The organism is Paenibacillus sp. 598K (genome assembly GCF_003851045.1).
In the GTDB taxonomy this organism is placed as follows: Bacteria; Bacillota; Bacilli; order Paenibacillales; family Paenibacillaceae; genus Paenibacillus_D.
In genome coordinates this window covers 15,183-30,866 of record NZ_BFBX01000129.1, presented here as the reverse complement: position 1 = coordinate 30,866, position 15,684 = coordinate 15,183, and the positions used below count along the sequence as shown (strand labels likewise).

13 protein-coding genes are annotated in these 15,684 nt (G+C 59.0%); 4 read left to right on the top strand and 9 right to left on the bottom strand.

Annotation, left to right across the window (positions count from 1 at the left end; translation table 11 throughout):
- Positions 1-223: 223 nt before the first annotated feature.
- From PA598K_RS29665 to PA598K_RS29645, 5 genes are all read right to left on the bottom strand, one after another.
- Positions 224-946, bottom strand: a complete 723-nt coding sequence (locus tag PA598K_RS29665) for a GntR family transcriptional regulator (RefSeq protein WP_128660406.1) — start codon at positions 944-946, stop codon at positions 224-226.
- Between the two features lie 155 nt (positions 947-1,101).
- Entirely contained in the window at positions 1,102-2,115 is a 1,014-nt protein-coding gene (locus PA598K_RS29660; protein WP_128660405.1) for a sugar kinase, read from the bottom strand.
- Entirely contained in the window at positions 2,108-2,863 is a 756-nt protein-coding gene (gene dagF, locus PA598K_RS29655; RefSeq protein WP_128660404.1) for a 2-dehydro-3-deoxy-phosphogluconate aldolase, read from the bottom strand. Before dagF ends, PA598K_RS29660 begins: the two co-directional genes overlap by 8 nt.
- Positions 2,863-3,969 (bottom strand): DgaE family pyridoxal phosphate-dependent ammonia lyase, encoded by a 1,107-nt coding sequence (locus tag PA598K_RS29650; RefSeq protein WP_128660403.1) that lies wholly within the window; start codon positions 3,967-3,969, stop codon positions 2,863-2,865. Before PA598K_RS29650 ends, dagF begins: the two co-directional genes overlap by 1 nt.
- Positions 3,947-5,035, bottom strand: coding sequence for an amidohydrolase/deacetylase family metallohydrolase (locus PA598K_RS29645; protein WP_128660402.1), 1,089 nt, complete (start codon positions 5,033-5,035; stop codon positions 3,947-3,949). Before PA598K_RS29645 ends, PA598K_RS29650 begins: the two co-directional genes overlap by 23 nt.
- 132 nt (positions 5,036-5,167) lie before the next feature.
- Here PA598K_RS29645 and PA598K_RS29640 point away from each other — a divergent pair, with 132 nt between their 5' ends.
- Positions 5,168-7,519 (top strand): helix-turn-helix domain-containing protein, encoded by a 2,352-nt coding sequence (locus PA598K_RS29640; RefSeq protein WP_260405675.1) that lies wholly within the window; start codon positions 5,168-5,170, stop codon positions 7,517-7,519.
- A 51-nt stretch (positions 7,520-7,570) separates the two neighbouring features.
- On the opposite strand, the gene PA598K_RS29635 is transcribed toward PA598K_RS29640, so the two are convergent.
- Positions 7,571-9,166, bottom strand: a complete 1,596-nt coding sequence (locus PA598K_RS29635; RefSeq protein ID WP_128660400.1) for an FAD-dependent monooxygenase — start codon at positions 9,164-9,166, stop codon at positions 7,571-7,573.
- A 126-nt stretch (positions 9,167-9,292) separates the two neighbouring features.
- Here PA598K_RS29635 and PA598K_RS29630 point away from each other — a divergent pair, with 126 nt between their 5' ends.
- Positions 9,293-9,925: a TetR/AcrR family transcriptional regulator gene (locus tag PA598K_RS29630; protein ID WP_128660399.1), complete on the top strand. Its 633-nt coding sequence runs from the start codon at positions 9,293-9,295 to the stop codon at positions 9,923-9,925.
- A 195-nt stretch (positions 9,926-10,120) separates the two neighbouring features.
- Here the strand turns inward: PA598K_RS29630 and PA598K_RS29625 are convergent, their stop codons facing one another.
- Both PA598K_RS29625 and PA598K_RS29620 read right to left on the bottom strand, forming a co-directional pair.
- Positions 10,121-10,600 (bottom strand): hypothetical protein, encoded by a 480-nt coding sequence (locus tag PA598K_RS29625; protein ID WP_128660398.1) that lies wholly within the window; start codon positions 10,598-10,600, stop codon positions 10,121-10,123.
- A gap of 147 nt (positions 10,601-10,747) precedes the next feature.
- The gene (locus PA598K_RS29620; protein WP_128660397.1) at positions 10,748-11,452 is read right to left on the bottom strand and encodes a hypothetical protein; all 705 of its coding nucleotides are present in this window, start codon (positions 11,450-11,452) and stop codon (positions 10,748-10,750) included.
- A 209-nt stretch (positions 11,453-11,661) separates the two neighbouring features.
- Here PA598K_RS29620 and PA598K_RS29615 point away from each other — a divergent pair, with 209 nt between their 5' ends.
- Together PA598K_RS29615 and PA598K_RS29610 are read left to right on the top strand one after the other, a co-directional pair.
- Complete coding sequence (locus PA598K_RS29615) at positions 11,662-13,323, top strand: helix-turn-helix domain-containing protein (RefSeq protein WP_128660396.1); 1,662 nt, start codon at positions 11,662-11,664, stop codon at positions 13,321-13,323.
- A gap of 131 nt (positions 13,324-13,454) precedes the next feature.
- Positions 13,455-14,429: an iron-hydroxamate ABC transporter substrate-binding protein gene (locus PA598K_RS29610; protein ID WP_128660395.1), complete on the top strand. Its 975-nt coding sequence runs from the start codon at positions 13,455-13,457 to the stop codon at positions 14,427-14,429.
- 141 nt (positions 14,430-14,570) lie between these two features.
- Here PA598K_RS29610 and PA598K_RS29605 read toward each other — a convergent pair whose 3' ends face one another.
- A complete protein-coding gene (locus tag PA598K_RS29605; protein ID WP_128660394.1) occupies positions 14,571-15,644 on the bottom strand; it encodes a glycoside hydrolase family 130 protein in 1,074 nt (357 codons plus the stop codon).
- Between the last annotated feature and the right edge of the window lie 40 nt (positions 15,645-15,684).

Genomic DNA, 15,684 nt, shown 5'->3' with positions numbered 1-15,684 from the left:
TCTAGAGTTAGGCGGGCCCCAGGACGCCCTGCGCGACGCTGCAACTCTACTTTCTAGAGTTAGGCGGGCCTCGGGGGCACGGCCGTCTAACCCCCGCGAACAACGACAAAGAGCCGCTGCAGCTGGATTACCGCTGCAACGGCTCTGTCTATCTATGCTGGTGATGCGAACGAGTGGCATCAGAGGACAATGCACCCGCTCCCGGCTCATCTGCGCAGCTCGCCTATGCATCGTACCGCACGAGGTACGGCTGCAGCTCGGTCTGGTAGTAGCCGATGCTGTACTCGACGAGCTGCCCGGCCGCATCATGGGTGCGCCGCAGCCGCATCAGGAGCGGCGCTCCGACCGCCACGCCGAGCAGACGGGCCGTCTCCTCCGAGGCCGCGCCGACGGAGAAGGCGTCGCGGAAGCTGTCCGGCACCAGCTCCTGCTCCTCCAGCAGATCGTACAGCGACTCGAGCGCAGGCTCGTCCCCCTCCTGCTCCGCACCGATCATTGACGCCGCTGGCACATAGTGCTGGAAGTGGATGTACGGCTTGCCATTGAGCACATACAGCCGCTCGATCAGCCCCGCCTGCGGCCCCAGCAGCTGATGCAGCTCGGTGCCTGGCTCCAGCTGCGTCTTGCCCATACGCAGCAGTTGCTTCTCCAGTCGGTGTCCCTCCTCGACGAGCAGCTCCGTGAATCGCTTGCCTTTGGACAGCCGCGAGATCGGCGTGTTCGCGAGCACGATCGTGCCGATGCCGCTCCGCTTCACGACGTAGCCCTCCTCAGCCAGCTCGCGGATCGCGTTACGCACCGTCATCTTGCTGACATTGAACTCCTGCTCCAGCTGCGGCTCCGGCGGGATGTGGCCGCCCAGCGGATAGACCCCGTGCAGGATGCGGTCCTTGACGATCTTCTTGACCTGCAGATAGAGCGGCCCCTTCTTGCGCGTGATGCTCATCCCGGCTTGCCTCCTTCTCCCTCATGATACGTGTGACGCTGCCAGTCCGCACCACCGACCCGACTTGCCTGACATGGGCGGCAAGGGCGTTACGGGCGGCATGGGCGGCATGGGCGGCATGATGTAAACGAGTCGCCATGCTCCCTCACGCCCGTCTAACGCTGCACATCCCCCGCCGTACGCGTCATCGCCTGGATGACGTCGGCCTCGGTCGCCATCGGCGTATCGCCGTGCACCGTATGTGCCAGCACGGCCGCCGCCGTCGCGAAGTCGACCGCATACTGCGAAGCATCGCCGCGCAGCACCGTGTGGATGATCCCGCTAGCGTACGCGTCGCCCGCGCCGACCCGGTCGTACACCGCGAACGTCGCCGGCTCGGCGAACGCGAACGCGCCGTCACGGTACAGATAGCCGGTCAGCGTATGCGTATTGTCGCTATTGACCTCGCGATGCGTGCCAGCGATCGTGCCGATGCCGTAGATCTGCGCTACCTGCGGGATCAGCTCCTGCAGTTGCGCCATTCGGTCTTCGCCGCTGCTATGCATGCCCAGCGTCAGCATCGCGTCCCGCTCGTTCATGAAGACGATGTCCGCCAGCTCCAGCATCTCGCGGTAATGCGGCGTCGCCAGCGCATAGCCGCCCTCGCCCCAGAGCGACGGCCGATAGTTGCAATCGAAGATGACCGCCCCGCCCTGACGCTTCACCTCGCCCGCGAGCTGCTTGATCTGGGTGCGCGCCAGCTCGTTCATCGCCAGCGTGATGCCGCAGAAGTGCACGGCATCGACCGACGAGGCGACCTGCGTCCAGTTCTCCGGAGGATGCGGCACCGTGTTGAAGCTGCTGCCGAGCCGGTCCGTATAGGTCACCTTGCTCGGCCGGATGCCGAAGCCATGCTCCAGGAAGTACATCCCGATATAGCGGCCGCCCCGGTTCACGAAAGGCGTGTGAATGCCGAGCTTGCGCAGGTACGCCAGCGCCGCGTCTCCGAGCGAGCTATCCGGCAGTGTGCTCACCAGATACGACAGATGGCCGAAGCGGGCAAGCGCCGAGACGACATTGACCCCCGTCCCCGAGAACGAATACGCCAGGCTGCCGCTCTGCGCCAGCGTCTGATAGCCCGGCGTCTCCAGGCGCATCATCACTTCGCCGAATGCGGCGATCCTAGACATACTTATCGACCAGCCTCTTCAGCTCGGCCAGCAGCGTCCGCACATCCTCGACGCGCGTGTCGCCGCTCGCCGAGTCGATGATCGAGGAGTACACATGCGGGATCACATACGGCACGCCCGCTGCCAGCGCGATCTCGACGATCGGGCCGAAGTTGTCCAGATCGATGCCGCCAGTCGGCTCCAGCGCGAAGCCCTCCTCGCCGCAAGCCTGAGCGACCGCGCGATATTCGTCCTCCAGCTTCAGTCCCTGCATCGGGAAATACTTCAGCGCATGACCGCCCAAATCGCGGACGAGCGCGATCGCCGCCTTGACCGGTACGATCGCTTTGTCCTCGATGGCTGCGCTATGGACGCCGGTCGAGATGTTGACGTAGCCCGGCTTGCCGCATGGCGAGACGAGCGCATTGATCCAGCCCTCGCGGCCGTTCAGGTTGGCGCTTGTCGCGCCGACATCGGTGAAGATCTGGTTAATATGCGTGCCCTCATACGACTTGACGATCTCGGCGACGACCTTGCCCTGACGGTTGTCCCCCGCGCCCAGACCGATCGACACTGCATCCTCGATCTCCTTGCCATACTGCTTCATCGCTTCGACAGCGGTCGCCGCGTCTGGATACGCCTTGGATAGCACGCCAACGACGACATGGCCCTCCGCCGCTTCGTAGATGTCCTTCGCATTCTCGATGCTGCCTGCCAGTACGTTGAGCGCCGCTTTGTTCTTGTACAGTCGATTGTAGATGCTTGCCATTAGTGATTCCCCCCGATGATGTCCTGGATGCGTGTGATGATGACCTGCAGATCGTCGCCCTGGAGCGAGCGCGGATCGAGGTCGAAGTACCCCTGCGCCAGCCCGTAATCCCTCGTATATACAGCGATCTCGCCCTCGCGCAGCTGATCGTTGACCGCGCGTGCGGACAGTCCGGCCTGCGCCTCGTCGATCTTGATGCGACCGCGGAAGATCGCCCGCCCCGCCTCGTCCTGGACGATGCTGACGCTCACGCCCGGCAGCTCGCCGAGCGTCTCGAGCGCTGTCAGCGCCGCCTTCTCCTGCTCGCTCTTGTCTTCCTTGACGAAATATTCGTCGAGCGCCTGCAGCAGCCCGAAGATCGACTCCTTGCCCACCTTCATGCTGCGGCCGATGCCATAGAGCTGCGTTTTCACCCAGCCGACCAACTCCGCCTTGCCGGCGACGATGCCCGAGGTCGGACCCTCGATCGCCTTGGAGCCGCTGTAGATGACGAGGTCCGAGCAGGTCACATACTTGCGCAGATCCTCCTCGGCGGCGGCGTCGACGATGAGCGGCACATGGAGACGCTGCGCGACCTCCCAGGCGTCCTCGACCTTGATCATATTTTTCTGGACGCAATGATGCGACTGGACGAACAGGATCGCCGCCGTCCGCTCATTGACCGCCATCTCCAGATGCTCTTTCTTGCCTTCGTTGGCATAGCCGACCTCGACGAGCTTGCCGCCGCCGAGCGCTACCATCGTCTCGACCGGCGCGCCGTACTGGACATTGTGCCCCTTGAAGAGGATAATCTCGTTGTGCACAGGCAGCTCCTGGTGCAGCTTCAGGCTGGCCCGCTTGTCGCCGCGCGTGACGACCGCCGCCACCGTGAGCGCGATGCCGCTCGACGCCGAGTTGACGACGACCGCGTCCTCCGAGCCGAGCTGCCGGGCCACATAGGCGCCGGACTTGTCCACCAGATCGGCCATTTCCACGTAGCTCTGGCCGCCCGTCTTCACCGCGTTCATCACGCCGTCCGTCGGCGCCGAGACGCCGAGGATGCTCATGCGGCCGCTGGCGTTGACGACGCGTTTTAGCCCGTATTTAGCATGCAAAGTATGATCCATCGATAACCGCTCCCTTGGCTTGAATGTATGTGTCTGTCGTCCGCGTCTCGCCCTCGGAATCGACCAGCGTCCGGCTGCCCCGTACTACATCGAACAATGTCAGATTAGCCAGGCCGCCAACCTCCAGCTCGGCCAGCTCCGGCCGTCCCAGCCAGGCGGCGGCATGGGTCGTCACCGCTGCCACGACCTCGGGCAAGCAGTAGCCGAGATAGAGGAACTTGCTCATCACGTCGGCCAGGCTGTAGACTGGACCGTTCAGCCGGTTGCTCTCGTAGATGTCCGTGCTGATCGTGTGCAGCGGGATACCGTGCGCGCGCGCCTGCTCCGCCACCCGGAACGAGAAGCTCGCCGTGCCGTGGCCGACGTCGAGCCGCACGCCGCGCGCCAGCGCAGCCAGCAGCTCCGGCAGCGGCCGCCCCTCGGCATCGAACAGATTATTGGCCTTGCCATTCAGATAATGCGTGATGATGTCGCCCTCCGCCAGCAGCCCGACGACCTCGCCGATCGCCGGCGGTCCCGAGCCGATATGGACCATGAGCCGTTGGCCTGTCGCCTCGGCCATCTGCCTCGCCGCGACGAGCGGCTGGATGCCCTGCTCGCGGACGACGCTGCGGCTGATCCGCGCCTTCAGCCCCACGATGAAGTCGGGGTACGTCGCCACCGCCTCGCGCAGCCGCGCCTCATCGAGCCAGGCCGGGTCCGACAACTCGTCGATCCGCTCGAGGCCGATACGCGAGATGTTGAGGAAGGCCAGCAGCCGCGTCGCAGCCCCTTTCGCCTCTTCATGCAGCTCGCCAATCCGATCGGCGCCGCGGCTGCCGGCATCGACGATCGTCGTCACGCCTTGCCGCACCCCGATCTCGTCGATCGTATCGCCATACGGCTTCAGCTCGCGGCACGCATGGACATGCATATCGATCCAGCCGCTCGAGACATAGCCGCCCTCGGCGATCACCTGACCTGTGCCGCAGTTCGGCGGCACGATCGCCGCGATGCGCTTGCCTTCGATGATGATGTCGGCCTGTTGTCCGTCCACCAGTGTCATATTGCGCAGTACTGTCTCCATGATCTTCGGTGCGTCCTTCCCCTCTGCGACAGCGCCTGTACGTTGTCCTTGTAGTTTCTTCGAGATTAGCTTAACACATTCTAGCTTTTAAATAAATATAACGTTATAATGTTTAAGTCAGGAGGTTTGCCCGTGAACATTTTTTCGCCATCCCGTTTAACCTCGGGTATTCGCCCGACCTGGAATCGCTTCAAATCCAAATTGCTGCTCACCTACACCTTATCCTATATTCTTATTTTTTTGGTTCCGCTTACAGGCGTCACCTACTTTATCTACCATAATGCGGCAGTCAACCTGCGCTCGGAGATCGAGCAGTCCAACGTCAATCAGCTCAATCAAGTGAAGCTGACCATCGATAGTCATATGACCAACCTGCTGGAGATCGCCAGCAAAATCTCCTACGACGACCGGCTCACGCCGTATATGGTCGCCCACCCGCTCTACAGCCAAGAGGCGATCGCGTCGCTGGGACAGTACCAGGCCAATAACTCGCTCATCGAGGAGCTGTTCTTGTATTATCATGGCGACGAGCGCATCTACTCCAGACTGGGGGTGACGGACCTGGACATCGTCTTTGGTCGCACCTATCGCTTCGAGCGTTGGCAGCTCCCGGATGTAGCGCGGGCGCTCAACGATACCAAGCTGACGACCGTTCGTCCGGCCGAGATGGTGCAGGTCCACTCGCGCAGCGAGTCGCTGCTGTCGATGATCATCCCGATCAAGACCAATGATCCGTACCCGTACGGCACGGTGCTCTATCTGATGCAGGAGTCGCGTCTGACCGGCGTGATGGACACGATCCTGACCGATTTTTCCGGCAGCAGCTACATCTTCGACGCCAGCGGCGAGATGCTGACGGCCAATTATCGGGGGGACGCGCTGCGCGGCCAGGATCTGACATCGCTTACCGAGCTTGAGCCCGGTATTCACAGTATGGCGCTGAGCGGCGAGCGCTACTCCGTCGTAACCGTCAAGTCGAGCGTCAACGGCTGGACCTATGCGACGGCGATCCCGAGCTATCAATTTTTCGAGCAGGTCGGGCAGATCCGTACGGTCATCCTGCTCGTCTTCTCCGTCACGGCGCTGATCGGCATCTGCGCAGCGACGCTGATCGCCAGACGGCAGTATCATCCGATCCGCAACCTGCTGGAGTTCGCCTCCCTGGGGAGTATGAGCAAGGAGACGTCCCGCTCCCGCAATGAATGGGACTGGATCAAGCAGACGATCCATGACTACCATGCCCGCATCGATATGCAAGAGCCGTATGTGCGCAACCAATGCCTCATGCTGCTGTTCAAGCACGACAAGCCGGACGATCCCGAGATCGAACAGATGATCCGCCAGTCCGGGCTGATGCTGCCTGCGCAGGCGCGCGTCTTCACGATCATCCTGAGCTGGGACAAGGAGAGTCGCAGCGGCCACAGCTGGGATGAGCAGCAGGAGCTGCGCCAATGGCTCACCCATCGGGAGCTGCCGGAGCTGCAAGCGCGCATCTACGGCGTCGAGTTCTCCGTCAAGCAACAGATGGCCCTTATGGTGACGCTGCTGCCGACGCCGCCAGGTGAGGAAGGACTAGGCCGTGTCCGTCAGGTCGTCGCCCATCTCGACGAGCAACTGGCGGCGCGGCTGGCGATTCGTCCGAACCTTGGTGTCGGTACGGTCTACGAGGACCTCTCCGGGCTGCATCAATCCTTCCTGGAGGCGGCCTCGGCGCTCGACCAGCGGATATTGACCGCCAGCGGCCGGATCGCCTACTTTGAGGAGCTGACCGAGCTCTCCGCGACCGCCGTGGCGAGCGGGAGCTACTGGCTCCCCAAAAAGTCGCTGCTCAAGCTCGAGCAGAGTCTCAAGCAAGGCAACGAGAGCGCCGCTGTCGAGCTGATCTCCACCTTGATAGAGGACATCAAGCGCCAGACGCTGTCGGTAGGTCTGCTGCGCTGCCTCTGCTTCGATGTGCTCAACTCGCTGCTGCGGACGGCCGCCGAGCTGGGCGTCGATGTCCATGACGAGATCGGCTCGCTGCATGCGTTCGAGACGCTGGAGGAGCTGGAGGATCGTCTCCGCATGCTGGCGGGACGGATCTGCGGCGCCGCGACCTATCAGACCGAGACGGCGCAGCCTACCTTGATGGACGAGATCGTCGCTTACGTGGATCAGAACTATGCCGACTACACGCTCAGCCTGGAGCATGTGGCGCTCAAGTACGACATCTCCACCTCGTATCTGAGCCGCAGCTTCAAGGACAAGACCGGCTGCAACTTCACCCAGTACATCTGGCAGCTGCGGCTGCGAGAGGTGACGCACCAGCTCGTCCATACGAGCGCGCCGCTCAAGGACATTATCGAGCGCGTCGGCTACCTCGATGCGCCCAACTTCATCCGCAAGTTCAAAAAAGAAACCGGCCACACCCCTGGCCAGTACCGCAAGCTGCATAGCGGAGGCGGTACGGACGAGGGGGATGAGGCCGATGAGAGGGACAGCTAGCCGCGGCGTTGAGCTCTCGTTTTCCGCGCTTTCCCGCCAGCGTCGTTCCAGTCAATTAGCGTTATAGATCGCGTGCAAGTAGTGCGAGACCGATGCGGTGTCCTCTACGGAGGCGCGTAGCGCGATGTAACCGTCGGGACGAATCAATACGAGCTCCTCGCTCGCCACATCGTAGATTCGATAAGCGTTGCCCGCCGTGTCGAGTATGGCTGCCTCCGCTGCATCCGTCGCCCCCGCTCCCTCCGCTTGCGCATTCAGGATGCGATGCACATGGAGTTGGTCGCAGGCCAAGTCCGCCAAAGGAAGACGATCTGTGCTGGCCACAAATGCCAACAGCGTCCAATGCGGGCCGCGCAACAGGTCAAAAACAGTTCCTGCAAACCCTGCCCCTTGCAGCCTCTCCGCATTGGGAGCGCGATCCCCGGGCAACACGCGGGCAGCATTCGTTCGAGCAGACGATCGGGATAGCGAGCTCAAGCGATAGGAGACGAGTAGCCCGCTCGTCAGGTCGTCGGTTACATCGCTCAACGATTGGGATAAAGCTCCGCGTTCAGTCGCCGTCCCTACGATCCCTCCCATCTTCCTCGTGCTGTCCTCGAGCACGGCTCGGGCTACAGGGCGACGCTCCTCATCGTACGTGTCGAGCAAGGCGGGGGCCGCTCCGCGCAAGACGGCATCCAGCTTCCACCCAAGATTGTATGCGTCCTGTATCCCCGTATTCATGCCTTGACCACCGGCTGGGGAATGAACATGAGCGGCGTCGCCAGCAAGGAATATCCGGCCGTTGCGGTAGCTTTCCACCATACGAACATTGATCCGATAGATCGACAGCCAGGAGGCATCCGTGAGGCGGACGCGCCGTGCACCGGCTCGTCGGTCCAGCATGGCTTGATACGCTTCAAGCGACGGCTCCTTCGGGTCCTCGATTTCTACCGGGATTGTGGCCTGCAGCTGCCAGATATCGGATTGGGGCAACGGAGTCACTCCGATCATCCCCTCCGGAGAGGTCCAGATATGGATACGGTCGCGCTCCAGTCCCTCCCCCTCCAATCGCACATCCCCAAGGTACCACCGCTCCTGATCGTACGTTTTGCCAACGAGCGGCAGCTCGATAAACTTGCGGATATTGCTTTTGCCTCCGTCAGCGCCCACGACATAACGAGCGCGGATTCGCTCTTCTCCCTGCGGCGTCATCACGGTCACCGTCACGCCATCCGCATCCTGTTCAAGCCCTGCAGCTTCCACGCCCATCTCGATATGTCCGCCAAGCGCCGCATAGCGGTCGCGCAATGCGTGCTCCACATCATACTGAGCGATCCAGACCGGATCGCGATACGGGGTCTCCAGTTCGGCGCTGGCTGCAACGGTAATAGGCGGCGTGTCCACACATTGGCCTTCTGCGGTATAATAACGTACAGGCAGATCCACAACCCCTGTGTCCACAATATGCCGAACGGCCCCCAGGTCATCGGCGACCTCAAGCGCGCGGGGCTGGATCGTTTTGGCGCGAGACGCTACGTTATATGAGGCGCTGCGCTCAATCATCCGATGATCGACGTGGCGACGGGCAAGGTCGCAGGCAAGTGTAAGTCCGGTTGGTCCAGCTCCGACGATGAGAACATCAACTTGAGACGACACAGTGTTCATAGACAAAATCCTCTCCAATCATTGATTTGATAAGTTGCATTTGTTATACTACACCGTGCAGTGTAGTTTGTAAAGCGCAACTCCATTCGACTTTCTTGCATTTACGTTATAGGGGGCTATTTCAACATGGAGCATACGGCAAACAAAAAAATTCGCAAGGGCTCTTTAGAGAAACGTGCAAAAATTATGGCCGCGGCACGAGAGCTGTTTCTGTCAGACGGGTTTGATCGCACCAGCGTCGACGCTATCGCGGCTACAGCGGGCGTCTCCAAACGGACCGTCTATGATTATTATGGCGACAAGCAAAGCCTGCTGCTCGCTGTTGTAGAAGAAACCAGCTGGGCGGTTCTGGACATGATTAAGCAAGGGATTGCGGATCACCTCACGGAGTTTGAGAATCTGGAGGAGGCGCTCATCTTATTTTGCCAGCAATTCGTAGCTTCTGCGCAAGGCTCGTCCGATTATAGCGCTCTGATCCGTCTGGTGATGATGGAGTCCGCTAACCTGCCAGCTTCTTTTCTGGAAAAACTGGATCGCTCCACCGAAGAGGGGCTTATCCAAAGGTTCACCGAGTTAGGACAAGCGGGGCTGCTCGATGTGCGCGATCCGGTCATGGCTACAAAGCACTTCGCTGCATTAACGTTTTTATTGGTCTTTGATCAACCGAAGCAAGCAGATTGGGAGGAGGAACAAACGAAACGCATCCTCACTGAGGGCGTACGCGTCTTTCTTTGCGCTTATGGCAAACGCACCGCCTAGCGCCGCACTCATGCTGGAAAACCCAAATCTCGCCATCGAAGCAATGCCAAACAAGCGGTCCCAGGTCGCAACAAATCCTGGTACCGCTCTTTATTCTGCGTGCTTTTTATACGCTACTTGAGTACTCCTTGTGCGCTACTTGAGTGCTCCCCTGTACGCACCTTGTGTCGTAGAGCTGAGTAGAGCTTAAGCCGCTCATTTCGCATAGACAGGAATAGCGACCGCTTCGCCGCCGTGCTCGGGCTTAACCATCATCGTCAACGCGGTCACTTGAGGCAGGTTAATCCCTCGGATCTCCCGAATCTGGAACGTCTCGTACACGCCAGCATCGGGCAGATTCGTGTACGCATACGTCTCATAACGCGTCCCCGCGTCATCGACCAGCTCCACCTCTACCACTTTGCTCACATTATCGTAGTCCCACTTCCGGTACCACAGCCCGAATCGGAGCGCATCCAAGCCCTCTACATAGTAAAAATCCGTCACTCCAATCTTCCATTCATCGATCCAGCGATGGCTGTTCGGGAGTCGGATCGTCTCTCCCTGCGGTGTCGTGTCCGTCGGCTCCAGCTCATTTAATACGACCGGTTTTGAGCCCGACTTATATTGCATGATCGTCCAATTTTTATAGAGAAATAGCAGCACAGCGGCGCCGATGACGATCAATATAGCCATTACAATAATAATTGCTCTTTTCCTCGATCCGCCAGACAACAACAACATGATCCCCTCATTTCCGCCCGATCGACCCCCAGCGCCATCAGCCCGCCTACATAGACCAAAAGCTTCTTCATCGTTTGTCCCCCCGTTTGCCGCAGTGCCTTACTCTGAGGAGGAGAGACGGTACAGTCCATCCTCAGCTACCTTCAATACGAAATCCTCATCCCCGTTAGTCACTGCGATTTCCTCGCCGTTCGCAGCGATTTCCTTCCAATACAGATGGCCGTTATCGTAATACAAGATGTGGTTTTGACTGTCATAGGTGAACTTCCCCTCGTCCCCGACCTTTGTGAGCAAGGGATGGACCTGAAGCTCATCCTGATTGAGCCGCAGCTCAAATAGCTGTATCCCGGTTATCATGGACATTCTGTAATCGGTCGCCAGCATATAGTAAAGGTCATCCGCTCGCTTCAGGAGGTGGTCGACGCGCATGCTCCCCTTGTTATCGAACCATAAGATACGGTCATTATACGCGGCAAAATGATAACTCTCCCGCCCGCTCGAGCCATAGAACGCCGGGTTTTCAATATACTCAACGATGCTGAGCTCCCCCGCCTCCATCACAGAGAGTTGGTTGGACAAGGAAGGCAAGCTCTCTTTGGGCGCCTTGGAAGTGTTACGTGTATATTCCATGAGACGAGCCATAATCTCGTTTTTCTCCGCTTCCTCCACCTCCCCTTGGTCCCATCGGGCCAGCAGCGATTGGAGATTTTCACCGGGTTGTGAGCTTGCAGCAGAGCTGAAATAATACACCCCTCCCGCTCCAATCAGGCAAATGAACAGCAGGACGATCCATCTTTTTTTCATCGTGTCGTTTGCAGTCCTTTCAGCTTTCATTGTATGATTGCATCCGCTTGGGAATAGACATCATATCATTAAGTTTGGTTCAATTGTAACCATATGTCAATTGGAGTTTACTCTTGTCAGTAGGAGGCCTCCCGATTGTTTTCCTACCCCAGAATGGTGATAATATAAAGTATATTAAGCCGCTGAGTCAGGGAAATGGAGAGGACCGAATGAACTATCAGCCTTCAGAATGGGTGGAATCCTGGTATCCGTTGTATTCGGGTACTGTCGATTCGCTCCATTGCGGCGCCACTGCGCCGAGGCAGGCTATCGAGACCGCTTCGTCAGCGTTGCTGATTGCCGTCGCGGTCGGCCAGGGGAGCCTCGAAGCTGGCGGGCAGATATACACGTTAACAAAAGGACAAGCTGTGCTGTTGCCGCCCCACTGTAGCGCGGTGCTCATAACCGAGCGACAGCAGCCGCTGCAAGCCTACACGCTGGCTATCCAGACGCAAGGCCCGGCTGGTCTGCCGTCGGAGGTCTGGGTACAGCAGAGTGCCTTCGAGCGCAACGACCAGCCGCTGTCTCTGCCTGATGACCCGGCGCTGCTTGCCTGGCTTGCTGAACTGCATTCGCACCGGTCGCCAGCGCACGAGGCTAGGCATCTGCACCATCAGATTGTGCTGCACCAGTTGCTGCTGCATGTCCTGCAGGCGCTTGAGGCGGTCAAGGGCTCCAGCGATCAGCCCAGTCTGGCGCATAGCATCGACTATATGGAACGGCATTACGCAGACAAGATCAAGCGCGAAAGCTTGGCCGCGATGGCCGGTATGAGCCTGTCGCATTATTCCCTTCAGTTCAAGCAGCGGACGGGCTTCTCCCCGAATGAATACTTGTCGCGGTTGCGTGTCAATCGCGCCAAGGAGCTCATTTTATCCGGGGGCGGCACCCTCCGCGAAATTGCCCATCTGGCAGGCTACAAGGACGAATTTTATTTGAGCCGCCGCTTCAAACAGCAAACAGGCGCCTCGCCCTCCGAGTTTGCCCATTCAGATAACCTCCGCGTCGCGGTCTTCCTGGCCCCCTATGTGAGCCATCTGTTGCAGTTAGGCGTACCGCCTGCCGTCGCTGTTGTAGAAAACAATGAATATGTAAGTACAGATGGCCTGGAGCTGCCTCATACGACCCGGCTAATCAACGCCGAATACCCGCCAGAGCAGCTGCTGGCGTTTTTGCGCAGCCAGCGCATCGATCTGATAATTGCAGCATCCGAGCATATGGAAGCCTGCGGACTGACAGCCGCCCGGCTCCGGGCGATTGCCCCGGTGATTGATATTTCCTGGATGCAGTTCGGCTGGAAGGATCAGTTTCGGCTCATCGCCAGAGCGGTCCATCGAAGCGAGCTAGCCGAGCAGTGGCTAGCCGAGTTTGAGCTGGAGGAGCAGGAAGCGCGACGCGCGCTAGCCCATACTCGGGCGGCAGACGAATCCGTCACCGTACTCGTGCTCAGGCCGGACAACATTCGGATCTATGGCGCTCGTAATGTTGGTTATGTGCTGTACCATTCGCTTGGGCTTCGTCCCTCTGCCCCCATCGCTGCGGAGATCGCCCGATTGGGCGAGCAATTTCATTCGCTCCCGATTCAGAGCAGCCAGTTGAGCGAATATGTCGGCGACCGCCTGCTTGTGCTTCCTTTTGCGGATGCCCAGGGCGCTTACTTTCATGTGGAGCAGCTAATGGAGACTCCGCACTGGCAGCAGCTGCCCGCTGTTCGCCAGGACAAGGTGCATATGCTGGATCAGAATGAGTGGGTTCCCTACAATCCGGTGTCGCTGCGCCTGCAATTGCATCGGGCGGTCGCCCTGTTCGCGTCCATCGCGTCCAGCCAATAGTCCAAGCGTTTTTGCTGTCAAAAAGCCATGGCTCCTCTCAAACAGTCGCCCTATAATAGTCTAAGTAATCAAGAATGATATTCATAATCAATTAGACTAAAGGGTCTGTTACAAAAAGGAGAGAACGAACAATGAAAAAGCTGATCGTCCTGGTGGCGTTAGCTGTAATGCTCGCCGCATGTGGCGCCAATCAAGAAAATAAAGGGGAGCAACAATCCGTCGGCAGCGGGCAGCAAAACAACGCGAATAGCAAGCCATCTGAGGCAGAGGGCGCGAACGCTGCACAAACAGTTACCTATATGTCAGAGAACGGTCCGGTCGAAGTGCCCGAGCACCCGCAGCGCGTCGTCGTGTTAACCCGGTTCCTCACTGGCAATGTCATGGCGCTGGGCGTCCCCCTCGTCGGGGTGGATGAGATGTCCAGGGATAACCCGAACTTCGCCAGCCAGCTGCAGGGCGTCGAGACCGTATCGGATGAGAGCCTAGAGAAGATCATGGAGCTGGAGCCGGATTTGATTATCGGTATGGCAGGCAATAGCAATATGGAGCAACTGAGCAAGATCGCGCCGACCGTTCTGTACACCTACGGAAAGATCGATTTCTACGAGCAGCAGATCGAGATCGGAAAACTGCTGAACAAGGAGCAGGAAGCGCGGGCATGGGTGGAGAGCTTCAAGGAGAAGGCAGAGAAGATCGGCGATGAAATCCGGGCAAAGATTGGCGAAGAGGCCACCGTCTCTGTCATCGAAACCTTCAACAAGCAGCTTTACGTGTATGGCTACAAATTCGGGCGCGGGACCGAAATTTTGTATGATGTATTCAAGCTGAAGATGCCGCAATCCGTACAGGAGGCTACAAAAAGCGAAGGTTACCTGGCTGTCTCGACAGAGGTGCTGGGCGAATATACGGGCGATTATATTATTTTCAGCAAAAATGCGGACGAGGACAATTCCTTCCAGCAGACGCAGGTCTACCAGCATATCGAAGCTGTCAAAAACAATCACGTCTTCGAGGCGGATGCGAAAACCTTTTATTTCAATGATCCATTAAGCATGGAATACCAGTTGGAGTTTTTTACGAATCATTTTCTCGGCACATCGTCGTAACGCCCCACAATCGATTCAAATCGTTTACCATACCTTACGTGAATCGTATCGATGGCTTTTAGCTCCACTATAATACAAAAAAACCTCCACCCCACAGGCTGCATGGGTTGGAGGTTTTTGCGTACCCGACGAGTCCTAACCTTACTTCGACTCATTCAGCACATACTCGACGAGCTCGTCGAGCGGCACGGTCGCCAGCGCGATCGCGGTGTCGGTGACGCCGTAGTAGATGTAGAGCAAGCCGTCCTTGACGACATTGCCGGTCGGGAAGACGACGTTCGGGATCTGGTAGCCGAACTTCTCGTAGTACGTCTCCGGCTCCATGATGAAGTTATGCGTGCGGGCGATGATCTTCTCCGGGTTGTCCAGATCGAGCAGCAGCGCGCCGACACGGTAGACGATGTTCTCGTCGACGCCGTGATAGAGCACGAGCCAGCCCTTGTCCGTCTTCACCGGCGGCGTCGAGCCGCCGATCTTGCGGGATTCCCACGCCATATTCTCCGCCTTGGCCAGCAGCTTGGGCTCGTCCCAGGTGATCAGATCGTCGGAGTAGGTGATCCACATCGCAGCCTTCTCGGTGCCGTACGCCTCGCCGATATACTCCTCGGGGCGGCGCAACAGCACGTAACGGCCATTGATCTTCTCCGGGAACAGGATGTTGTCGCGATCGTTGATGTCGAGCTCGGTGGTGTCCGCGACGAACTCCCAGTCGATCAGGTTGTCCGACTTGACGATCGAGGAGCGGGTCAGCCAGTGGCCCGGCTCCTCGCCCCAGCCGTCCGGATACTCGGGGATCGAGCGCTCCGGCACGCCGGTGTTGGTCGGATAGTAGCTCATCGCGCACGGCCGCAGCGCATAGTTCATGTAGAAGGTCCCGTCGATCTTGACGACGCGCGGGTCCTGCACGCTGCCGTACGGGAAGCCCAGCTCGTCCGGCGTCAGCACCGGCTGGTCGACGACATGCGTGAAGTGGACGCCGTCCTCGCTCTCCAGCAGGCCGAGATAGTTTTTGCAAGGAGTGAGCGAGCCAGCGGTGCGCTCGATCATGTAGAATTTGCCGTTATCGATAATGACGGCCGGGTTGAACACCGTCGCTTTGCGCCACTCGTATTCGCCGGGGACGACGATCGGATTTTCGGGATGTCGGGTTATTTTCATCACGGGGTCTGTATGCCTCCTGCGCTGATACTGCTCCAGCTTGTGGTAGTGTTGCATGACCAAACTCCCCGAAGGCCATTGCCTTCGGAGAGTCGGT